The sequence below is a fragment of the Rhizobium sp. BK591 genome, from assembly GCF_014195045.1.
GTDB lineage: Bacteria > Pseudomonadota > Alphaproteobacteria > Rhizobiales > Rhizobiaceae > Rhizobium > Rhizobium anhuiense.
Map to the genome: position 1 here is coordinate 714,359 of NZ_JACIAZ010000002.1, position 20,628 is coordinate 734,986.

A 20,628-nucleotide genomic window follows, 5' to 3' on the forward strand; every position below is an offset into this window, starting at 1 on the left:
ATTCGACCATGGCAAGCCTGATTTCATGTCCCCATTGCGGTGCCCGGCCCAAGGAGGAATTTTCGATCCGCGGCGATGCCAGCCTTGCCAGGCCGGCGCCGGATGCCGGCGCGGATGCCTGGTTCGACTATGTCTATCTCCGTGACAATCCGCGCGGCCGGCACAGCGAATACTGGCATCACACCTCCGGATGCCGCCGCTGGCTGATCGTCGAGCGCGACACCGTCACCCATGCGGTCCACCGCGTCAGGGATGCCGCCCTTTCCAAGCTCGGCGGAGAACCGGCATGACGAGTTTCCGTCTCTCCTCCGGCGGCCGGATCGACCGCGCCACAACGCTCGGCTTCACCTTCGACGGCAGGCCGCTCGAAGGCCATCCGGGCGACACGCTCGCCTCGGCGCTGCTCGCCAACGGCGTCCAGCTCGTCGGCCGCAGCTTCAAATATCACCGCCCGCGCGGCATTCTGACGGCGGGGGCCGCCGAACCGAACGCGCTGGTGACGACAGGCAGCGGCGGGCGCACCGAACCGAATACACGCGCGACGATGATCGAGCTTTATCAGGGGTTGACGGCAAAGAGCCAGAACCGCTGGCCCTCTCTCGGCTTCGATATCGGCGCGGTCAACGGGCTGCTGTCGCCCTTCCTCAGCGCCGGCTTCTATTACAAGACCTTCATGTGGCCGGCGGCCCTCTGGGAAAAGCTCTACGAGCCGGTGATCCGCAAGGCGGCGGGCCTCGGCAGAGCCTCCTACGAAGCCGATCCTGATTCCTACGAGAAATGCTGGGCGCATTGCGATCTGCTGGTGATCGGCGCCGGCCCTGCCGGCCTTGCCGCAGCGCTGACCGCCGGCCGGGCCGGCGCACGCGTCATCCTCGCCGACGAGGGGCCGGAACTCGGCGGTAGCCTGCTTTCCGAGACCGGCACCGTCGACGGCAAGCCGGCGGGCACTGTTCTCAACGAGCTGCTTGCCGAGCTGGAGGGCCTGGAGAACGTGCGCCGCATGCCGCGCATGACGGTGTTCGGCTGGTACGACGACAATGTCTTCGGCGCCGTCGAGCGGGTGCAGAAGCATGTAGCGATGCCCGATCCGGATCGTCCGGTCGAACGGTTGTGGCGCATCGTCGCCCGCCAGGCGATCCTGGCGACCGGCGCCGAAGAGCGGCCGCTCGTCTTTGGCGGCAACGATATTCCCGGTGTGATGATGGCAGGCGCCATGCGCAGCTATCTCAACCGGCAGGCGGTGGCGCCGGGCCAAAGCACGGTGATCTTCACCACCAATGATGCCGGATATGACACCGCCGCCGACCTTGAAGCCTCCGGCCTTCGAGTTGCGGCGATCATCGACAGTCGCGCCGATGGCGGCAAGAGCTGGCAGGGCCGTGCCGAGGTTCTGCGGGGCGCCCGGGTGATCGATGCGTTCGGCGGCAAGCGCCTGCACAGCGTCGGCGTCGAAACCGCAGGCGGCCTTCGCCGGATCGACGCGGATGCGCTCGCGATGTCGGGTGGCTGGAGCCCGGTCATTCATCTTGCCTGCCATCGCGGCGGCAAGCCGCGATGGTCGGAGGAGACTTCGGGGTTTCTGGCGCCGACTGCACAGGAAGGCCTCGCGGTTGCGGGCGCCGCAGACGGCCTTGCGCAGACCACAGCCTGCCTCGGCGATGGCGCCGCAAAGGCCGCCGCCGCATTGCAGGCAATCGGCCTCGCCGCGGAACCGGCCTTTGCTTCCGCCACCGAGACGGCTCAGCACGCAAAGCCGCTCTGGTCGGTCAAAGGTTCAAAGGGCAAGGCCTTCGTCGACTATCAGAACGACGTGCATCTCAAGGACCTTGGGCTGGCCGTGCGCGAAGGCTACGGCCATGTCGAGCTCGCCAAGCGTTATACCACCAGCGGCATGGCGACCGACCAGGGCAAGCTTTCCAACATCAACGCCATCGGCATTCTCGCCGAGACGCGTGGCGTGTCGCCCGCCGAGGTGGGAACGACGACCTTCCGGCCCTTCTATACGCCGGTCTCCTTCGGCGCTTTGACCGGGGCATCGCGCGGCAAACATTTCCAGCCGGCGCGCAAATCGCCGCTGCATGGCTGGGCCGAGAAAAACGGCGCGGTCTTCGTCGAAACCGGCCTCTGGTATCGTTCTTCCTGGTTCCCGCGCGTGGGCGAAACGACGTGGCGCGAAAGCGTCGACCGCGAAGTATTGAACATCCGCAAAAATGCCGGCCTCTGCGACGTCTCGACCCTCGGCAAGATCGAAATCTTCGGCAGGGATGCCGCGACCTTCCTCGATCGCATCTATTGCAACGGCTTCGCCAAGCTTGCCGTCGGCAAGGCGCGTTACGGCATCATGCTGCGCGAGGATGGCTTCATCTATGACGACGGCACCACCAGCCGGTTCAGCGACGATCATTTCTTCATGACGACGACGACCGCACTTGCCGCCGGCGTGCTCACCCATCTCGAATTCTGCGCCCAGACGCTCTGGCCGGAGCTCGACGTCTGCTTCGCCTCCTCCACCGATCAATGGGCGCAGATGGCCGTTGCCGGGCCGAAGTCGCGCGACATCCTCTCCGAGATCGTCGACGAGGATCTGTCGGATGCGGCCTTCCCCTTCATGAGCGCCCGCAAGGTCTCGCTCTTCGGCGGCGGGCTCGAAGGCCGGCTCTTCCGGATCTCCTTCTCCGGCGAACTCGCCTACGAGCTGGCAGTACCGGCCGGCTACGGCGAAGGCGTTGCCGACGCGATCATGGCAGCCGGTGAGAAACGTGGCATCTGCGCCTATGGCGCCGAAGCGCTCGGCGTCATGCGCATCGAGAAGGGCCACGTCACCCATGCCGAGATCAACGGCACGGTCACCCCAGGCGATCTCGGTTTCGGCCGCATGGTTTCATCAACCAAGCCGGATTTCATCGGCAAGGCCATGCTTGCCCGCGACGGCCTGCAGGATCCCGAGCGCCCGCGCCTCGTCGGCGTCAAACCGCTCAATCCGACAAGCGGCTTCCGCACCGGCTCGCATATCCTTGCCGAGGGCGCTGCGGCGACGCTCGAAAACGATCAGGGCTACGTCACATCGAGCGCCTTTTCGCCGGGGCTCGGCCATACGATCGGCCTGGCGCTCGTCAAGCGCGGGCCGGAGCGTATCGGCGAAAAGGTGACGGTCTGGAACGGCCTGCGCAATGAATTCACCGATGCGGTGCTCTGCCATCCCGTCTTCATCGATCCCGAAAACGAGAAGCTTCATGCCTGATCTTCCGCAACACAAACCGGTTCTGGCCGGAACGGTTTATAACGGCATCTCGGAGGCCGGCATCCGCCTGCAAGCCCTGCCGGAGGGGCATCTCCTGCATGTGCTCGGCGCGATAGAGCCATCCGCGCTCGCTGCGGAATTGGCAAAGGCAGGCTTTGCAAAAAGTTCGATCCGCAAGGCGGGCTTCGGTCAATGGTTCGTCGCCGGCGACGAACCACTCGTCCCTGCCAGCCTTGATGCCCTCGCCGCAGCGCTTGCCGGAAAAGCCTACGTCATGGACCAGAGCCACGGGCGTGTGCGCATCGGCGTTTCCGGCCGCTCTTCGCGGGCGCTTCTCTCAAAGGGCACCGCCGTCAATCTCGATCCCGGCGTCTTCCCGGAAGGCCATTCGGCCATGACCATGGTTGGTCATCTCTCCGTGCAGATCGTCCGCACCGGCGATGACAGCTTCGAACTCACGGTCCTGCGCAGCTTTGCCGAAAGCCTCTGGGACGAACTCACCCATATGGCGGCGAGCGCCGAAAAGGACGACGCATAGGGGCCATCCGTGTCGGCAATGGCGCCATTTCCAGGATACTTGGCAGGAGGTCGAGGCGGTGGTAATCTTTACCACCGCGGGGAAATGGAGCTGCTTGTGCCCAACGTCGAAAAGATTAGTGTCTCGATGACGCCACAGCAGGCGGATTTGCTGCGCGATGCCGTGGAAAGCGGCGCATACGCCAGCAGCAGCGAAGTAATCCGTGAAGCTATCCGCGACTGGTCTGCAAAATGGGAATCCCGTAAGGGCGACATTGAGCGCTTGCGCGCATTCTGGGCCGAAGGCAAGGCAAGCGGCGGCATTGAGCCCGTAGATTTCGATCGGCTGCTCGACGAGGCACGCCAGGAAGCCAAGCTCGCCGCCCAGCATGCCCGCTCGTCTGGACTGTCGCCGCCCGCGCCGGCGTGAAAAAAATCTACGCTGACATCGCCCGGGAACAGCCTCAGGCGGCGGAGCGATATTTCCGCCGTTTCCGAGAGAAGGCGATGCTTTTGATCGACCAGCCGCGTCTCGGCTCACGCCAACGGGATATCAGTCCCTCGGCGCGCATGCTCGTTGAGGCTCCCTATGTAATCCTCTACGAGACCCATCCGGACACCGACCAAGGGCCGGTGGAATTGGTTGAGAGAGAGCGGTTCCGGCTGGGGGCGAATGACACTCTAACGACGGTGATCGAGTGGTCGGATGAAAAATATGGCAGGTGCGATTTCCTGCACGTCGCATGGAAGCTACCGAGCGTGCTGTTTCCTGTCGGCGGCGATCGGGAGCAGAATCAGCCCGCCCGCCAGGACCATGATGGCTGCAACTAGGATGGGACCTCGATAGCTTGCAAAATAAAGTGTTGACGTGCCGATAACTGGTGCCGCGACCAATGCGCTTAGACGCGAAGCGTTGGAAAAAAGTCCCGTCATGAATCCAATCTTCGCCGGGTGAATTTCCTGGAACCAGGCAAGCCCCATTCCTATCACGGATGCAACGAATACGGCGTTAAGAGCCTGTAAGAGCAGAACTTGCAGGTAGTTTTGTGAGGCTGAAAGGCCGATGCAGTAAAGGAGCCCTGCTAGACAGCCAATTTTAAACACGAATGCGCGTCCACGTCTTTCTGCGACAATTGGCAATAAAAAGAACAGCGGTATCTCAAACGCGGCGGCCAAGCTTGCGACGAGGCCGATCTGAAACAGAGTTGAGTGAAACTCATCCCTTAGCAACAAGGAGACCACGTTGCCCGTGATATAGTTGGTGCCCAGAAGGAGCACAAAACCAGCGAACATCAAGATAACAGTAATTTTTCCGTTTTGACCGTTGTCCCTCTTAGCTCGGGGAAACGGTGGGTTGGATGACGGCATCCACCAAATAAACATGCTGTTGGCTAAACAAAGAGTCGCGGCAATCCAAAATATGCTTGATAGACCGAAACTGGTCATCGCTGTGGTGGCTGCTGCTGGTCCCACGACCCATGCGACAGAAAACAGGCTCCGTAATTTCACAACGAGCGATGGGTTGGAATGCGTCCGTCGAATGTATGCGAAAAAGAGGCTCGATAACGCGCTGTATGGTCCCAGCAACAGAACAAACAGCAGGCCAAGCGTGTGCGGGTCTGACACGAAAGGAATGCTAGCCAACCCGAAAAATGCAACGCAATTCACCGTGGAAAGCATTCTTCGGAGGTCTGAAACGCGATCGGAGATCGCCGGTATAATCAATGTGAAAACCAAGCCGGCAATACTGTTCAGACCCAAAAGCCAGCTTAGCGTGGTGGGGTCGACGCGAAATCTCTCATACAGATACAAGGAAAGATTGGGATTTACTGACGCCGTTAGCAGGCCGATGGACAGAGCATAGGCGACATTATTCCACCGAGTTGACGTGGTCTCGGCGTCACTCATAGACATTGCGATCCCTTAAATCTCTTTGTCGAAGGATTGATGATGCGGCCAGCGCAATGGCGTCAGCGGCTTCATCTGCATAAAGATGGGAAAATCCCGTGGAAGCAGGGCTCGCTCGCTTCGATCGCGGGTCCGATATTTGAACTGCACCGGCAAGTCCGGCTCGCGCAGCTGCTTCAACATCAGAGAGCCGATCTCCGACAAGCCAACACCGGTCCGCGCGTAACTCCAACCGGTCACAAATTGCCTGTATCATGCCCGGGCCTGGCTTCCTCCATTCGAACTCCTCCACTAAGTCCGGATTTGGAACCTGAGCGCAGGCTGCAATAGCTTCGAACATTGGAGCATCTCTTGAGATCGATTGCTCTATGTGATGGCACACCAACTCGAAATCAGCCCAGGAGTAATACTTTCTTCCAATGCCGCTTTGATTTGTCACGAGAGCGACGAAGATTCCTGACCGGCGACAAAATTGGATCGCATTGATCACCCCGGGCAGGAGTTCAACTTGCCGAATACTCCCCACATATCCGCTATCGACGTTGAGGACGCCATCCCGGTCCAAGAATAGAATTTCCTGCCGCGGTCGGCTTTGTCGTTCGCGTCGCCAGTATATGCGAGAATGGAATTTCTCGTATTCCTGCCGCTTATAACCGGCCAGTGGTTTCAACATGGCGTCTCGCGAAGTTAATGCCTCTGATATAGCTCCACGTCCTCGGAAAAGTCGCCAGTTGCTTCACATCCTCTGATAGAACGGCATCAAATGGATGCGTAAAGATGCTGTTTGCCTCATTCCGATCATCCGCATCCCGGCTGAGGCTCACAATCTCCGCCGCAGTGTGACCGGCCCTCATAACGAAGAACAGCTCCGGATGGCAGTAGACAGGATCATACGCTAGGCCGATCAGCCATGATCGGTCTGGATCAACATCCAGAACCCCAAGTTCTTCTTTCACTTCGCGCGTGGCTTCTTCGAATAGATTGATCTCTCCATCGCGCGCGGTCGGCTCGGCATATCCGCCGACGAAATAGAGACCACCCGGGTTTTGCTCGGCTGTTAGGCTCCGCTGAGTGAGGACAAGGTGGTTATCGCGGCTGACAAGAAGAACAGTCAAGCCCAGGGGGTCTGCTCTTCCTGACGCTGGAAACTCATCAGAAAACGACGGCTGGCGTGATGTGATGTAAGCGGAGAAGGATGTCCGCTCTGCCTCGATTGCCGCGATGCCCTTTGCGCTCGCAAAAGATTTGAGCCTGAGAAGTGCGCCATCGAACGCGCTCGGCCGAGTCCGTGTGAAATCTGACCAAATGCGGAACTGTTCCGATCGACCTGCGTCATCGAACTCGAAACTACCAGCGAGCTTGCAGCGGACATTTCGAGCTACCACTGAAAGATGGGTCTCTTCCGGGAATCTGTGTTTCACCATGAATATGTGTCTCCCGGCCGTTTCGTTATTGAATACGTGAGCATGGCTTGTAATTTGGCGGCTACCTCTGCTGCCATGAGGGGAGCTTCCGTTGCTTTGCCTGGAAGGGCGAGGATCTCATTTTCAGAAAGCTCTATGACATGCACGTCAACTGATCGTGGGCCGGCGCTGCTGACATGAATGCTCGGCTTCAGGCAGGCATTGGACTGATAAGCTGCGAAATGCGGGACGTTATAGGTTGTATTCAGCCGGTCTTTGATGCCGGCAACAGTGGAGGGCACCTGGTCATAGTTGGGCGCTTCGATTTCCAAATCCTCCTGGCTCTGACATACAACGCAGTAGTCGCCTTGGGGCATCACCGAAACGTCACCGGGATCGACGATCATGTATCCAAATTTCGTGAAACGCTTCGTCAAAACAACATGACTTTTCCATAGTTTAACAGTCGTATCCCCGAGTGAACTCCACCGGTCTCTGTTTCGCTCCAACAAGCCTTTTGTTTCGAAACCTGCGCAATAGACGACCTGCTTTACCCTCACGCGCTTGGTCTCACCCGCGACCGTGATTGTTGCAATGCCATCGACGTATGAAGACAGGCGATGTCCCACCCACGTGGTGACGCCTCTATGAAGCATCCGGGATAGGAGCTTCTGGTAGACCATTGCGTAGTTGATCGGCAGGTCCTTCACGTATGCAGCAACCGTGGCGTTTCCGCGGAATTCAAATTCAGGGTTGGCCAATTGGGCAGAAGAAAGAGGGATCGCTTCTATCTGAAAAGAGGCCCATCTTTCCAGGGCTCGGTCTGCGAGAACCTTGTCGCGGACAAGAAGGCGAACCGGCGCTGCGTTGTGATGGATCGCCGTCCAATGATGCGTGCGGTAAAATTCGCACCCTTCCCTGCATCGTTGCGCAGTGCGGGCCGCCCGTATCGGATCATCGATCACAGCGGCATGAAAACCGCCACCGTGAACATAGCCCCCGTTCCGAGTGCTTGGACCAGGAGCGATTTTATCTCCTTGCTCGATGAGGAGGACTTTTGCGCCAAGTTCGCTTAGAACGTCGGCAGTTGTGAGCCCTGCGCAGCCAGCTCCCACGACCAAAACATCAAAGTGATCTGCACCTTCCATTAAGACGCTCCCACGCCAGAGTAGTCAATCTTGTCGGCACGAGAGCCTTCGCTATGGATGGAAACCTTGTGCAAGGCTTTGCTGTGAAAGGCATCCTGGAGCTGAGCATGTGCGCTAGGGGGCGCTAGAAACAGGAAATATCCTCCTCCGCCGGCTCCCAGAATTTTCGCACCTAAAGCCCCGCAACGCTTGGCTCGATTGTAAATCTCCGCCAGCTCAGGTTTGCCATCTAAAGCGCCAAGGCGCTCTTTGAGATGCCACGCCTCGTCGAAGTAATTTCCGACGTTCGATAGATCCGAACGTTCCAAGTCCAATGCCAAGTCTTCAGCAAGGTGGACCATCCTTGCCAGAACCTCGTCGCGTGCAACGGGCGACACAAGAACCCTTTGTGTTGCCAATGTTTTCGACGCGTCCCGGCGATAACCGCTGTCGAGCAGCATAAGCCAGCTTGACAATTCTGCTTGCACATCAGGCGAAAGGTCGAGGCCACGGCATTCGACCGTTTCGTTAGACAGAAACCGATAATGTCGAAGACCGCCAAAGGCCGGAGGGTAGGCATCCTGCTTCCCGATCTCGCGGCCAGCAATTATCATTTCGGCGTGCGCAGCGCGCGCTGCTAGCTCATTCGGTTCGAGAAAATGACCGGCGAGTTGCACAAGTGCATTGAACAGGCCAACGGCAACGGCACTGGATGCTCCAAGGCCGCTTCCGCTTGATGTGACGTCCGACATGATCGAAACGTCAACTCCCCCTCGCCAGTTGAGAGACTGGAAAACCGATCGTAGGATCGGATCGCTTATCTTATGCCAGGTTGAGAATAGCTGTTCCGAATGAGTAACCAACCTGATTTTGCTATCGCGTCGCCATTTGGCGGTCACGAACACAAACTTGTCGATGGCGGTGCTCACGACGCCGCCATTCATTTTCTTATAGAAGCTTGGCACATCACTTCCTCCACCCAGGAAGCTCACCCTCAATGGGGTTTTTGAAACTATTAAGTCGGGCGGTACGTCAGGCGATTTGAGATGGCTCATGCAGCAGCAATAGGGGGAGTGTGCCGCTTGATCAGTGTGCGCAGGATCATGTGTCCGACCATCATGTGAATGTCTTCACATATTTGCATGTCGGAACGCGAAACGTGAAGAATCCGGTCGGACAACGATACCAGTGCTCCGCCATCAAACCCGACGATCGAGGCGACCGTTGCGCCAAGGGACTTTGCGACTTTCGCCCCTTGGACGACGTTGGCGGAGTTGCCACTACCGGAAATCAGCAGAACAACGTCGCCGGGATCGACTACATTGCGGATCTGCTCGGCAAAACTTTCTGGATAGGATTGGTCGTTCGCGTGGGCAGTCAGCAAACCAATATTGTCAAGAACGGACCGACCACGAAACCGCCTCCCTGTCGCGAGTGGGAGCGATTTGTTCCAGTCAGTAACGTAATGGAGCGCCGTCAAAGCACTGCCGCCATTGCCGCAAACTATGATTTGCTTATCCCGCTGCCAAGCGTCATCGATCAGATCAACGAAAGAGGCAATCGAATTTAGATGCACTGACGCCAAAGCGCTATTAAAATCCGTTATATATTCGGATATCGCATTTTGCACTATAAATTTCCTTCACTTATACTTTAGGTGGCAGAGGCTCTATAGTCATTTTCCCATGGCTTTCCTGAATTCATCGATATTTTTATTTCTGGGGCTCGTTCGTGATAGAGATGGGCAAAAATGCCGGGAAGGCGGGCGATTTTCTCAATCGCTTCAACCCGGCTGAAGAAGTCACGGTCTTCTCCTCCCCAGCCGACAAAGCCTGCGTCGAATCCGCCAACGGCGTCGAATGTTTCTTGAAATAACCAGACACAGCCTCCTGGTGCATTCTTCGAAACGTACCCGAAGATTGGGCAGGCAGACCGAAATCCCTTTTCGTATATTCGGCCCGTATCTTCCGGCTGAATGAAGTACATGTCCGTGTAGGGAAAGAGTACCTTGCAGCCCGACTCAATGAGGCAACCTATCGACTGATCGACAAATGTTTCATCTAGGTAGGCATCACCGTCGAGAATGCAGAGAATCCCATCATCCGATCTGCAAATTGATGAGCCGAAATTAATCGCTGCTGATTTGTTGAATTTGCCGGTGTTCAGCCGATGATGATATTGGATGTCGTAGTGCTCCAGTGCCCCCCTGTTGCGGGGAATCTCATCATCTTCGACAACGACGATGGATACTGCTCCAGCGCTCTGTCGGGTAAGTACCCTCAAACACGAAAGCAGGTTTCGCAGCCGGCCGTCATGAGGGACGGTTGCTCGAAAAGGAATTATAACGCTGACTTTACCGGGGTGATCTGATCGCCGCTTGCTCGGAGACGCCGAATTTGCGTCAAAATTTTGCATGGCAAAAAGCAGCCTCGTTTCAGAAAGGACACGACTCGCTACAATAGTTGCCTGGTTGACCGGCATGCCGGGCCGTTCAAGGGCATCTTTGATGCTCGACAAAACACCCCTAAAAAAAGAAGGCACCGAAGGAGAGATAGACCACGCTTCGGCTACCTCGATTTCCAATCCCTGCCGCACAAATTCGACTGTCGACTTATGGAGTTCCCGCTCTTTCTCCCAACGAGGAGGGCTGATTGCTTTGGACTCGGGGTCAAAGTACGACACAACAGATGCCGCCAAGGCCGTTGCACAGTCGAACATTGGGGGCGTGCTATATCGGAACATCGGCTCACATTGAAATAAAACAATCAATCTACCCATGATTGCGGATTATGACAGTTTTGTGAACCCTTTAAATTGTAGGGGATAGCGAACAAGAGTATCGGCCCGGCATTAATGGCGATTCGATTTCCGCAGAAAAATCTGCGCGGCCGGTGCATGCTATCGACGCTCGGCGCGATCTCCGGGCCTTTTACCAAGCGTCGAAAGTCGGGCAGACAGTTCCCAAGTAGCGTCCGCCAACAGATTTCAAGCCGTTGCCCGCGCGGTGGCTTCGGCCGTCATCCACTCCGCGCGCTCTGCGCCTTGCAGTTCTTCCATCGCATCGGTGGCGAAGCTCGGCACGACGCCGGTCCACAGCAGTGCGCCATCGGAATTGGAATGGCCGTCGCCCTCGAGTTTGTAGATGCTTTCGACGATATACTGGCCGTCATTGTTCAGGCCCTTGATCTCGGAAATCTCGATCACCCGGCGCCTTCCGGTGCGCTTGAAGCGGGCGATCTGCACGACGACGTCGACCGCCGAGGCGATCTGGGCGCGCAACGGCCGCAGCGGCATGTCGATATCCGACATCAGCGCCAGCGTTTCCAGCCGGTGCAGGGCATCGTAGGGCGTGTTCGCATGCACTGTCGAAAGGCTGCCGCTGTGCCCCGAAGTCATTGCCTGGATCATATCGAGGGCCTCGCCGCCGCGGCATTCGCCGACGATGATGCGATCGGGCCGCATGCGCAGCGACGAGCGGAACAGGTCGCGGATGCTGGCGCCGCCGCGGCCGAAACGGTCAGGCTTCGTCACTTCGAGATAGACCACGTGCTCCTTGCGGATCTGCAGTTCCGAGGTGTCCTCGATGACGATGATGCGTTCGTGGTCGGCAAAGGCTTCCGACAGCGCGTTCAGCATCGTCGTCTTGCCGGTGCCGGTGCCGCCGGAGATGATGACGTTCTTCTGCAGCCCGACGGCCGCCTGCAGCAGCGACAGCGACTCCTCGGTCAGGCTGCCCTGTGTGACGAGATCGCGGATGCTGCGATGTTCTTTCAGAAAGCGGCGGATGGAGATGCAGAGCCCGGTGCGGGCCGCCGGCGGCTGGATCATCTGGACGCGTGAACCATCCGGCAGGCGGGCCTCCACGCTCGGCTCCTCCGGCGTCAGCCGCTTGCCGGAGAATTGCGCGATGCTGCGCGCGGCCGATTCCAGGTCCTCGCGACTGGCGAAACGCGTATCGGCGCGTTCGAGCTTGCCTCGCCTTTCGACGAAGATGTCGGATGTCCCGTTGATCAGGATTTCGGAAACGCTCGGATCCTCGAGGAGAAAACGGATCGGCCCGAGCAGCTTGTCCAGCGCCCGGGTCAGAACCTGGAAGGTTGCCTGTTCGGCAGCGTCGTCGGAAACGGCTTTCATCAGAGCGGCATCCCGACCAGAACCGTGCTCATGCCGAAGAGTGTCGCCATCATCTGAACGGCGGTCGGAAAGAACATCATCAGTGGAATGAGGACCAATCCAAGTATCAAGATGCTGCTCATCGTTTCCATCGTTTTCTCTCCGGATCGACTGGCGGACCATGTCCACCATTTGAGGAAAGCTTAATCCAGATCCTCAAATAACACCATGGTTGGGCTCGACGAAGACGGCCGTTATGAGTGCAGCGCGCCACTTCTTCTATCGCTTTGAAAGAATTGACCAATTATGGAGCAGTAGACGAGGTGCCGCAACAGCGCCAAAAACTTCGTCTCGGCAGGTAAAACTGCAGACGGTTCAAACGGTTAGTTGAAAAACTCCGCCGTCAACTGCGGCTTTGCCGGCGACGTCTCCAAGTCAATTGGAACCCTTCGTTTCGTTTGCTTGACGGAGGGCTGGCCTTGGGCGCACTCTTGGGTCTTAATGGTGTTGCTCAACAAGCGTTGGCCACTGGGGAAGATAAGCTGAAGCAGAAAATATCATTGGAACGAGCAACGTGCTGGTTCGGATCGATAGCGTATGCTTGCTTCATCTTCGCCAAGGTCTTCGATCCGAAACAAACCTAGGAACGAGGAATACGCAGATGTTTGGAAAACTCAAGACTATCGCAATTGCACTTCACAAGGACGAGCGCGGCGACATGGCCCAGATCGTCCTGGCCGTCGCTTTGATCGTCATTCCGCTGATGCTGCTTTTGCTCGCATTCGGCAAACAGATCGGCGAATGGTTCAACGAAAAGAACACGGCTCTCTCCGACGCTGAGAGAATTCCCGAGCCGGGTCAATAAGCGGATCAGTGTCATGGACATGACCTACGATCTGATCCTGATGCCTGCAGCGGCGGCTCTTGCCGTCGCCTGCACCATGACCGCGGCGGTGCTCGACCATCGCCACGGTCATATCCCGAACGCCGTCACCTATCCCTGCCTGCTTGGCGGGTTCATGCTGGCAGCGCTCAGTGGCGGTCTGACCGGGATCGGCCTGGCCTTTGCCGGGCTCCTCGCAGCCGGCCTGATCTTTTTCATCGCCTTCGCAGCCGGAAGCTGCGGCGGCGGCGATGTCAAGCTGATGGCGGCGCTCGGCGCCATTCTCGGCCTGTGGCCCGCCATCGACGTGACCCTCGCATCGCTTATGATCGGCGGCGTGATCGCCGTTTTCTCGATGGCGCGGCGTGTTCAGTGGAGCGTGCTGGCCCGAACTGTCGGACTGTTTGCGCTGCTCCTGCCCGCCGGTTTCCGCGATGCCGCTTCGGTGCTGAAGCCGCGCGAAACCCATCATACCGTCCGCTTCGGCGTTGCCGCTGCGCTCGGACTTCTCTGGTGCCTTTTCATGCCCGATTTCACCCCTCTCTCACTCGTGAGGTAACGGCAATGCGCGCGGAACTCGAACGCCCCATCTTCGACGGTGCTTTCTGGAGTTCGATCCTGCACTCACGGACCTTCTGGATCCCTGAGGATCACGGCGCGCTCTTCGGCACCTTCGCGATCGCCATAATCTTGCTTGCCTCGATGCTGCTGCTGCCGCGGCTTTCCGCCCGCCGGCGCCGGATATCCGAGCTGCACGGCGATACATCAGGCAGCACGACAATGATGGATTTCGTGCTCGTCACGCCGGTCTTCGTCTTCTTCATGTTCGTGGTCTTCCAGTTCACGATCCTGGCTAAAAACCACCTCTTCACCCATTACGCCGCCTATGCGGCGGCGCGCAGCGCCCGCGTCTATTTCTGCCCGGCCCTGCCGATCACCATCCGAAGCTTGATCGACGCCAAGACCTGCGACGACGATGCCGCCGCCGGCAAGGCCGATCTTGCCGCCCGCCTGGCGCTGATCCCGGCCGCTCCCTACGACCAGCTGAAATGCGTCGGCGCCTGCCAGCCGCCGGAAGACGCACTGAAAAGCCTTGCCGACGCCTCGGGCCTTTCGAAGAACTGGCGCGCGATGCGCAACCAGGCCCGTTATATGTTCGATCCGCAGAACGTCACCGTGACTGTCGACCGTGCGCCGATGGCGCTTTATGCCGCCATCAATCGCTCGCCGCACGTGCCGGTGACCGCCAAGGTGGAAGCGCGTTTCCTGCTGCTCGAATATGCCGGCTGGGTCTTTGCCCGCGGCCAAAGGAAGGACGGCCGCTACTACACGATTTCGACGGCGGAGGTGAACTTGCTATGACACCGACCTTCATCAAACGTCTGCACCGCGACGAACGCGGCTTCCTCTCGCCGATCATTCTCTACATGGCGATCGCGCTCGCTTTGATGATCGTCTGGATCCTGAACACCGGACAGATGATCTACGACAAGCAGCGCACGCAGGATACGGCCGACGCCGCCGCCCTCGTCCACGCCGACTGGGAAGCGCGCTATCTCAACATCATGGCGATGAACAACGTCGCCTCGTCGCAGGCAACCGTCGTCATGGCGACCTCGGTCGCCTTCCAACTTACGACGGCGGAACTGGCCCTGCGCTCGGGTGTCATTCTGGCGAAACTCGCCGAATATTCCTTCACGGAAGGCTTTGGGCCGGCATCCCTGCTGCCGCCGCTTCCGCCGATGCCCTATTGCCCCGGCTGGCAAAAGGTGCCGATCGTCGGCGGCATAATCTACGGCGCTTGCTTGGCGTTCCAGGGATTCCGGGCGACGGAAGCCACCAAGGCGATTGCCTATACGGTGGCGGCGCAAGTCAAATACGATCCCTGGGGTCTTATCAACAAGTCCAGTGACATCATCGATGCGATGAACGATCTGAACGACTACCTCGTCGAAAGCTTTCCGCAGCGCGTCGGCAACGAAGCCCTGCACCTCGTGCGCCTCAACAAGTCGGATCACGTCGTCTTCCATCCCCCGTGCGAATCCTGCGGCCAGGCCGGAGAAGGTGCCGGCGGCAACCTGCCGGTGGACCGTGATGGCGTCAATCCCGCCGCGGCCTATACCGAAATGTGCCTTGCCATGTCCTATGGGACTCAGGGACAGGATCCGCTCCTCATGCGCGGCGAGTTCGCCAATCGTGGCTTCCCCAACGGCAAGGGTCCGCTGACGGCAGGCGGGGTCGACGGCAGCCATATTCGCGACTGGGTCAACCACGAGAGCGGCATCGACGATCAACTGGTGGAATTCTACATCTTTTATGAAGCCTTCGGCCCGGCTTACCTGAGCAAGGTTCCGTTCAAGGCGATTGTCGAGCAATATGCCGGCGACCTCGGCTTTTGGGAAGAATTGGCGCTCGATGTCAGTTTCTGGCTGGCAGACAAGGTCTTCGGCGTCGGCTTCGGCATCACCAACCCCTTCCAGCTGCCGATCGACGTGCCGCCGCGTTATTCGGATGCGCAGACAAAGGACGAGAACGACTTCACCCGCAAGTTCGACATGATCTGGAACCAGGTCTGCGGCCCGGCGGGCGGTGCGATCTCCGTGGCGGGCGCTAGTCTGCCCGTCGTCTCCTTCCCGAAGCCCTATTGGCTGAAGGGACGCATACCCTTCAACTTCACGCCCTTCGGGGGCGACCAGCTCACCGACTACCAGACGCTGGCGGTCGTTTCGCGCGCACCGCGCGCCCGGCTGCAGGTCCGCATCTTCAAGGACAAGACGCCATCCGCCTATGCCTTGGCGCAGAGCTGGGTCCACAATTACACGGCCTTCGACCTCTATACCCAGGACTGGCTCGCATCGCTGGCTCCCGCCACGCTTGCCGACGATATGGGCGAGGTCTCGAACACCATCAAGCAGAGCCCGGCCGCCGACAGTTTCACCGGCCTGACGCGCGTCTTCGATCAGGGAGGAGCCAATGCCTGGGCTGCCGTCAACACACACTGAGCCAATGGGCGGTCCTCCGGGCCGCGGGCTGCTGATGCGGCTGCACCGCGACAGTCGCGGGCTTGCCTCGATTGAATTCGTGCTCGCCGCGCCGGTCATCCTGCTGATCGTGATTTTCGTGATCCACGCGAACAGGATTTCCACCAAGAAGGTCGGGACCATGCTCGCCATGCGCAACGCCGCCTTCGCCGAGGCGAATGGGCTCACCTGCACCTCCGACTTCTCGAACGTCTTCCCGATCCCGGCCTTGCCGGCCCTGCCCGGCCGCGACGCCATGAACTGCTCGCGCACCCCGTCGCATGAAGGCGACGGCGAACCGCAACGCACCTTTGTCTGGGACGACGTGCAAAATACCCTGAAGAGCGACGGTCGCGACTTCGGCGATATGGTCGGCGACCTCGCCAACGAAAAGCCGCAGCTGGTCACCGCGACCGCCGACCGGGTCTACAAGTTCAGGGATTCCGACGATCTCGATACGATCAGGAGCATCCGCTGGAAGGATGCGTTCACGGTGGATGACTCGACGCTGTTTGCCTCGCACAACAACGATACCACGCGCCGCGGCTACGATCCGACGCTGCGCCGGGAAATCCGCGATGTGGCCGACGATTCCGGCGATCTCTTCGACGGCGTCTTTCCGGGAGCGAAATGAGATGGGACAGGGCTCGCGCATCTCCTTCCGTTTTGCCGGCCATCTCACGAGTTTGGCGCTGGTCATCAGCCTCGCCACCGTGGTGGCCACGCCGGGCCGTGCCGAGATCTACAAGGATTTCAGGGTGACGCTGAATTCGATGTTGGCCGGCATTCTCGGCGCGCCGGAACGTTCGCCGCGCGATCTCGCCATCAACGGCCAGCCGCTAGAATTCACGCCCTACCAGAGCGACCGCAGCATTTCCGATATCACCGACGAGTGGCTGCGGGTGCTGGCCGTCAATACAAGACCTGCCCTGCCGAAGAGCAATGACAGGCAAGAGCTGACCGCCGTCATCGCCGCCAACATGCTGATCGTCCCGAAGGTAAGCCGCATCCGCGATGACCTCGCCGTGGTGGTGCGCTTCTTCGACGGCGACGGCGAGGCCGCCCTCGATTATCTCAGGCGGCAGGATCCGGCCAATCCTTCGGCAAGAGCGCCGATCCCGGGCGTCTCGATCATGATCCGCCGTCCCGCCGATGCGCCGATGACCGAGGTGCTGATGAGCCGCTTCGAGGATGTCGCCTCGACGCTGCCGGCCTTTGCGGCGCCTGCCGATGTCAGCAAGCTGCCGATGTCGCTGCGTCCGCCGGCCGGCGTCGAGGTGCTGAGCGATATCGGCGATCGCGACAAGGGCCACACCTCGCGCACGGTCGTGTCGAAAGGCACCATTTCGGCCTCGCGCTGGTCGGATCAGCGCGCCGATCTTCTTGCCCGCGACGGCTTCACCATCGAGACGCCGCCGGCTGAGCGCGGCGGGGTCACCGCCCTTTACGGCCGGCGCGGCAGCGTCGAGGCCAATGTCTTGTACACGCGCAGCAAAACCGACGGCAGGACCGTCGAGGTCATTCAAATCCGGCAACCCTTCGTCGAAGGAATAACACCATGAACTGGAAGCTCATTGCGGCCGTCATCGTCGGGCTCATCACCGGCGTTCTGCTTTACTTCTGGACCGAGAGCGTCAAGAACGAGCAGGTGGCCTATGCCTTCATGCGGCTCCAGCCAGACCGGAAGGTGACGCGAGGCCAGGCGATCACGCCCGATATGCTCGCCGAACCGGTGATGCTGCCGGAAAGTTTCGGCGCGCTTGCCAAACTCGCGGTTCCCGCCGCCAGCGCCTACCAGGAATGGCTGAAGGACAGGACGGCTGCGAGCGACATTCCGGCCGGCTCCGTGCTGCTCTTCCAGTATTTCGACGATACCGATGGCGGACGCCTGACAACGATGATCGCGCCCGGCAAGCGGGCGCTGACCCTTCCCGTCAACGCTGCCGCGGCCGTCGGCCATTTCGTCGAGCCGGGCAGCTATGTCGATATCCTCGGTACAGTCGACGAACCGGTCGAGCCGGTGGCGCCTGCCGCCGCTACTCAGCCCGGAACACCTGGCCAGGCGCCTGCCGTTCCGGGCCAGCAGCCTGCCGCGACTGGGCAACCGCCGGCTCCGGCCCAGCCGCCGTCGCCGGTCGAGCAGATGCTGAAGAACTACCTCACCCAGTATCCGGGCGCCGACGAGAACGATGTCAACGCCTACCGGAAGCAGGCGCAGGATTATAAACTCGGCATCAGCTCACGCACCCGCGTCGTCACCCGCACCTTCCTGCAGAACGTCAAGGTTCTGGCCGTCGGTGCGGCGACGACCCCGGAGGGTGCGGTGACCAAGGCCAACAGCACTTACAACAATGTGACCGTCGAAGTGACGCCGTCGGAAGCCGAGATGCTGATCTTCGCCATGGGCCAGTCGAACGGCAGCCTCAATCTCGTGCTGCGCAATCCGACCGACAATACCGTCGAGGACCTGCCGAGCATCAACTGGACGCGCATGTGACCGTCGCGGGGGAATGAGCCATGCTGTTGAAAATTTCCTATGAGGACGGCAGCGGTCGGGAGGTGATCCCGCTCTCGGCGAATGAGACCTATTTTGTCGGCGAAAGCAGCACGCTGACGCTGCCGGCCGGTGCGGGCGTCGTGCGGTTGCGCGGCAGCCATGTCTCCTCGCCGCAATTCGTGCTGCGGAAATCGGGCCAGGGCTGGTCGGTGCAGCATCATGGGCGCAACCCGACGCGCGTCGACGACCAGCCGCTTCGGGCCGGCACGCCGGTCGCGGTCTCGGCCGGCATGTCGATCTGGGTGCCGAACGTCACGATCGAACTCGTCGAGCCGGTGGCAGCGCCTGAGGCGGTCACGCAGTTTCCGGACCAGGAACGGGTGCTGGCGCTGCAGATGGAGATACATGAGCGACTGCTAAAAGACACGCAGTATGACCGGCTGGTGAAATCTTCCGATTTCGGCCGCGAGGAGACGCGCGGCCGCATCCGCGAGCGTCTCGACATGTTCATCAAGGAGGCGCTCGACAGCGCGCCGCAGGATCTTGTCATCCTCGTCATCAAGAACGCCGTCTATCGATGGCTGGCAAAACGCATCGCCCGCACCGGCCGGCGCGACGCCTCGTCGAATGCCGCAAGCCTGGCGCGCGAGGAACAGGACAACCGCCGCCTGTTCGACGTCGGCAAGGCGCTGATCTCGGCCTTGCAATTGAAGCTCAACTTCGAATCCACCCGCGCGGACTTCGCCCAGCTCGACACCCGCTTCAGCGCCGCCTTCCAGGCTCGGCAGGCGCTTTTCAATGCCGGCGACCGTTACGAGATCGCCCATATGCATCTGCGCTCCAATATCGAGGAGCTGATGTATCGCTGGGGGACGATCTCGGAGCTGATGGATCTCGACGTCATCTCGGAAATCATGGTGACGCGGTACGACGAGATCTATGTCGAAAAGTTCGGCCTGCTGGAGCGCTACCCCTTCGCCTTTGCCAATGAGCGGCAGCTGATGAAGGTGATCGAGCGCATCGCCGTCGATTCCAACCGCTCGATCAACGAGAGCGAGGCGATGGCCGACTTCCGCATGCCGGACGGTTCACGCGTCAACGCCGTCATTCCACCGCTGGCGGTCAAGGGCGCCTGCCTGACCATCCGCAAGTTCGGCGGCAAGTCGCGGCTCGACATTAGCAAGCTGGTCACCGCAGGTGCGCTCAGCGAGCCGATGCGCGCCTTCCTCGAGGCGGCCGTCCGCGCCCGCAAGAACATCGTCGTCTCGGGCGGCACCGGCTCCGGCAAGACGACGCTGTTGAACAGCCTGTCGCAGTTCATCCCGGTCGGCGAGCGCGTCGTGGCGGTCGAGGACACGTCGGAACTGCAGCTCGACGGCATCCATGTCGTTTACCTGCAATCGCGGCCGAAGACGGCGGAATCCGAGACCAGCGTCACCATCCGCGACCTGGTGCGCAACGCGCTGCGCATGCGTCCCGATCGCATCATCGTCGGCGAGTGCCGCGGCGCGGAGGCGATCGACATGCTGCAGGCGATGAACACCGGCCATGCCGGCTCGATGACGACGGCGCATGCCAATACGCCGCAAGACATGATGACCCGCCTGGAGGTGATGGTGCTGCAGGGCCAGAGCTCGCTGCCTGTGATGGCGATCCGCCAGCAGATCGTCGCCGCCGTCGAGCTCGTCGTGCAACTCAACCGCCTGGAAAGCGGCCGGCGCGCCGTCACCGAGATATCCGAGGTGATCGGCATCGATCCGGATACCGGCCTTGTCATCGTCGAGCCGATTTTCCATCTCGTCGGCCGCGCCGGCGGCCAGGCAGTGCATGCCTTCACCGGTTACCTGCCGAGCTTCGTCGCCGAGCTCGTCGAGTTCAACGACGACGGCGAAATCGAAAAATTGGACATGTTCGTTTGAG

Annotated in this window: 21 protein-coding genes; 13 read left to right on the forward strand and 8 right to left on the reverse strand. The window is 60.0% G+C overall.

Going from position 1 to position 20,628, the window contains the following annotated elements; translation table 11 throughout:
- Window positions 1–8 precede the first annotated feature (8 nt).
- The 5 genes from FHX10_RS10455 (at window position 9) to FHX10_RS35565 (ending at window position 4,588) form a co-directional block, all read left to right on the forward strand.
- Entirely contained in the window at window positions 9–290 is a 282-nt protein-coding gene (locus FHX10_RS10455) for a sarcosine oxidase subunit delta (protein WP_047611841.1), read from the forward strand.
- Complete coding sequence (locus tag FHX10_RS10460; protein ID WP_097630149.1) at window positions 287–3,241, forward strand: sarcosine oxidase subunit alpha family protein; 2,955 nt, start codon at window positions 287–289, stop codon at window positions 3,239–3,241. The genes FHX10_RS10455 and FHX10_RS10460 overlap by 4 nt, the downstream gene beginning before the upstream one ends.
- Window positions 3,234–3,779 (forward strand): sarcosine oxidase subunit gamma family protein, encoded by a 546-nt coding sequence (locus FHX10_RS10465; RefSeq protein ID WP_097542645.1) that lies wholly within the window; start codon window positions 3,234–3,236, stop codon window positions 3,777–3,779. The genes FHX10_RS10460 and FHX10_RS10465 overlap by 8 nt, the downstream gene beginning before the upstream one ends.
- Before the next feature lie 96 nt (window positions 3,780–3,875).
- Window positions 3,876–4,187 (forward strand): type II toxin-antitoxin system ParD family antitoxin, encoded by a 312-nt coding sequence (locus tag FHX10_RS10470; RefSeq protein WP_097622649.1) that lies wholly within the window; start codon window positions 3,876–3,878, stop codon window positions 4,185–4,187.
- Window positions 4,184–4,588, forward strand: coding sequence for a type II toxin-antitoxin system RelE/ParE family toxin (locus FHX10_RS35565; RefSeq protein WP_097622400.1), 405 nt, complete (start codon window positions 4,184–4,186; stop codon window positions 4,586–4,588). Before FHX10_RS10470 ends, FHX10_RS35565 begins: the two co-directional genes overlap by 4 nt.
- On the opposite strand, the gene FHX10_RS10480 is transcribed toward FHX10_RS35565, so the two are convergent.
- The 8 genes from FHX10_RS10480 to FHX10_RS10515 form a co-directional block, all read right to left on the reverse strand.
- Window positions 4,508–5,665 carry an MFS transporter gene (locus tag FHX10_RS10480; protein WP_097542643.1) on the reverse strand — a complete coding sequence of 386 codons (1,158 nt, stop codon included), beginning with the start codon at window positions 5,663–5,665 and terminating at the stop codon, window positions 4,508–4,510. The two genes, FHX10_RS35565 and FHX10_RS10480, sit on opposite strands and share 81 nt — an antisense overlap.
- Window positions 5,658–6,338 carry a D-glycero-alpha-D-manno-heptose-1,7-bisphosphate 7-phosphatase gene (locus FHX10_RS10485; protein ID WP_097630150.1) on the reverse strand — a complete coding sequence of 227 codons (681 nt, stop codon included), beginning with the start codon at window positions 6,336–6,338 and terminating at the stop codon, window positions 5,658–5,660. Before FHX10_RS10485 ends, FHX10_RS10480 begins: the two co-directional genes overlap by 8 nt.
- Window positions 6,313–7,089: an NUDIX domain-containing protein gene (locus FHX10_RS10490; protein ID WP_097622403.1), complete on the reverse strand. Its 777-nt coding sequence runs from the start codon at window positions 7,087–7,089 to the stop codon at window positions 6,313–6,315. The genes FHX10_RS10485 and FHX10_RS10490 overlap by 26 nt, the downstream gene beginning before the upstream one ends.
- A complete protein-coding gene (locus FHX10_RS10495; RefSeq protein WP_097542640.1) occupies window positions 7,083–8,216 on the reverse strand; it encodes an NAD(P)/FAD-dependent oxidoreductase in 1,134 nt (377 codons plus the stop codon). The genes FHX10_RS10490 and FHX10_RS10495 overlap by 7 nt, the downstream gene beginning before the upstream one ends.
- Window positions 8,216–9,160: a hypothetical protein gene (locus FHX10_RS10500; RefSeq protein WP_164735877.1), complete on the reverse strand. Its 945-nt coding sequence runs from the start codon at window positions 9,158–9,160 to the stop codon at window positions 8,216–8,218. The genes FHX10_RS10495 and FHX10_RS10500 overlap by 1 nt, the downstream gene beginning before the upstream one ends.
- Window positions 9,161–9,246: 86 nt before the next feature.
- Window positions 9,247–9,825: an SIS domain-containing protein gene (locus FHX10_RS10505; RefSeq protein ID WP_206114689.1), complete on the reverse strand. Its 579-nt coding sequence runs from the start codon at window positions 9,823–9,825 to the stop codon at window positions 9,247–9,249.
- Between the two features lie 23 nt (window positions 9,826–9,848).
- Window positions 9,849–10,913, reverse strand: a complete 1,065-nt coding sequence (locus tag FHX10_RS10510) for a glycosyltransferase family 2 protein (RefSeq protein WP_165932215.1) — start codon at window positions 10,911–10,913, stop codon at window positions 9,849–9,851.
- A gap of 267 nt (window positions 10,914–11,180) precedes the next feature.
- Window positions 11,181–12,500 (reverse strand): CpaF family protein, encoded by a 1,320-nt coding sequence (locus tag FHX10_RS10515; RefSeq protein WP_244604739.1) that lies wholly within the window; start codon window positions 12,498–12,500, stop codon window positions 11,181–11,183.
- A gap of 469 nt (window positions 12,501–12,969) precedes the next feature.
- On the opposite strand from FHX10_RS10515, the gene FHX10_RS10520 reads away from it, so the two are divergent.
- The 8 genes from FHX10_RS10520 to FHX10_RS10555 are packed head-to-tail and all read left to right on the forward strand — an operon-like array spanning window position 12,970 to window position 20,627.
- Window positions 12,970–13,173, forward strand: a complete 204-nt coding sequence (locus FHX10_RS10520) for a hypothetical protein (protein ID WP_047611854.1) — start codon at window positions 12,970–12,972, stop codon at window positions 13,171–13,173.
- 13 nt (window positions 13,174–13,186) lie between these two features.
- Complete coding sequence (locus FHX10_RS10525; protein ID WP_097542637.1) at window positions 13,187–13,750, forward strand: prepilin peptidase; 564 nt, start codon at window positions 13,187–13,189, stop codon at window positions 13,748–13,750.
- 5 nt (window positions 13,751–13,755) lie between these two features.
- Complete coding sequence (locus FHX10_RS10530; protein ID WP_097542636.1) at window positions 13,756–14,553, forward strand: TadE/TadG family type IV pilus assembly protein; 798 nt, start codon at window positions 13,756–13,758, stop codon at window positions 14,551–14,553.
- A complete protein-coding gene (locus tag FHX10_RS10535) occupies window positions 14,550–16,193 on the forward strand; it encodes a TadE/TadG family type IV pilus assembly protein (RefSeq protein ID WP_097594694.1) in 1,644 nt (547 codons plus the stop codon). The genes FHX10_RS10530 and FHX10_RS10535 overlap by 4 nt, the downstream gene beginning before the upstream one ends.
- Window positions 16,165–16,845, forward strand: a complete 681-nt coding sequence (locus FHX10_RS10540; RefSeq protein WP_097630152.1) for a TadE/TadG family type IV pilus assembly protein — start codon at window positions 16,165–16,167, stop codon at window positions 16,843–16,845. The genes FHX10_RS10535 and FHX10_RS10540 overlap by 29 nt, the downstream gene beginning before the upstream one ends.
- Window position 16,846: 1 nt before the next feature.
- Complete coding sequence (locus FHX10_RS10545; protein ID WP_097542633.1) at window positions 16,847–17,773, forward strand: hypothetical protein; 927 nt, start codon at window positions 16,847–16,849, stop codon at window positions 17,771–17,773.
- Window positions 17,770–18,708 carry a Flp pilus assembly protein CpaB gene (locus FHX10_RS10550; protein ID WP_063475693.1) on the forward strand — a complete coding sequence of 313 codons (939 nt, stop codon included), beginning with the start codon at window positions 17,770–17,772 and terminating at the stop codon, window positions 18,706–18,708. Before FHX10_RS10545 ends, FHX10_RS10550 begins: the two co-directional genes overlap by 4 nt.
- Before the next feature lie 20 nt (window positions 18,709–18,728).
- Complete coding sequence (locus FHX10_RS10555; RefSeq protein ID WP_029868317.1) at window positions 18,729–20,627, forward strand: ATPase, T2SS/T4P/T4SS family; 1,899 nt, start codon at window positions 18,729–18,731, stop codon at window positions 20,625–20,627.
- Window position 20,628 lies beyond the last annotated feature (1 nt).

What these genes read in the sequence shown, in the direction of transcription:
- FHX10_RS10455 (WP_047611841.1), top strand. Translation starts at nt 9, where the DNA reads ATGGCAAGCCTGATTTCATGTCCCCATTGCGGTGCCCGGCCCAAGGAG.
- FHX10_RS10460 (WP_097630149.1), top strand. Translation starts at nt 287, where the DNA reads ATGACGAGTTTCCGTCTCTCCTCCGGCGGCCGGATCGACCGCGCCACA.
- FHX10_RS10465 (WP_097542645.1), top strand. Translation starts at nt 3,234, where the DNA reads ATGCCTGATCTTCCGCAACACAAACCGGTTCTGGCCGGAACGGTTTAT.
- FHX10_RS10480 (WP_097542643.1), bottom strand. Translation starts at nt 5,665, where the DNA reads ATGAGTGACGCCGAGACCACGTCAACTCGGTGGAATAATGTCGCCTAT.
- FHX10_RS10485 (WP_097630150.1), bottom strand. Translation starts at nt 6,338, where the DNA reads ATGTTGAAACCACTGGCCGGTTATAAGCGGCAGGAATACGAGAAATTC.
- FHX10_RS10490 (WP_097622403.1), bottom strand. Translation starts at nt 7,089, where the DNA reads ATGGTGAAACACAGATTCCCGGAAGAGACCCATCTTTCAGTGGTAGCT.
- FHX10_RS10495 (WP_097542640.1), bottom strand. Translation starts at nt 8,216, where the DNA reads ATGGAAGGTGCAGATCACTTTGATGTTTTGGTCGTGGGAGCTGGCTGC.
- FHX10_RS10510 (WP_165932215.1), bottom strand. Translation starts at nt 10,913, where the DNA reads ATGTTCGACTGTGCAACGGCCTTGGCGGCATCTGTTGTGTCGTACTTT.
- FHX10_RS10515 (WP_244604739.1), bottom strand. Translation starts at nt 12,500, where the DNA reads ATGGTGGACATGGTCCGCCAGTCGATCCGGAGAGAAAACGATGGAAAC.
- FHX10_RS10520 (WP_047611854.1), top strand. Translation starts at nt 12,970, where the DNA reads ATGTTTGGAAAACTCAAGACTATCGCAATTGCACTTCACAAGGACGAG.
- FHX10_RS10525 (WP_097542637.1), top strand. Translation starts at nt 13,187, where the DNA reads ATGGACATGACCTACGATCTGATCCTGATGCCTGCAGCGGCGGCTCTT.
- FHX10_RS10530 (WP_097542636.1), top strand. Translation starts at nt 13,756, where the DNA reads ATGCGCGCGGAACTCGAACGCCCCATCTTCGACGGTGCTTTCTGGAGT.
- FHX10_RS10535 (WP_097594694.1), top strand. Translation starts at nt 14,550, where the DNA reads ATGACACCGACCTTCATCAAACGTCTGCACCGCGACGAACGCGGCTTC.
- FHX10_RS10540 (WP_097630152.1), top strand. Translation starts at nt 16,165, where the DNA reads ATGCCTGGGCTGCCGTCAACACACACTGAGCCAATGGGCGGTCCTCCG.
- FHX10_RS10545 (WP_097542633.1), top strand. Translation starts at nt 16,847, where the DNA reads ATGGGACAGGGCTCGCGCATCTCCTTCCGTTTTGCCGGCCATCTCACG.
- FHX10_RS10550 (WP_063475693.1), top strand. Translation starts at nt 17,770, where the DNA reads ATGAACTGGAAGCTCATTGCGGCCGTCATCGTCGGGCTCATCACCGGC.
- FHX10_RS10555 (WP_029868317.1), top strand. Translation starts at nt 18,729, where the DNA reads ATGCTGTTGAAAATTTCCTATGAGGACGGCAGCGGTCGGGAGGTGATC.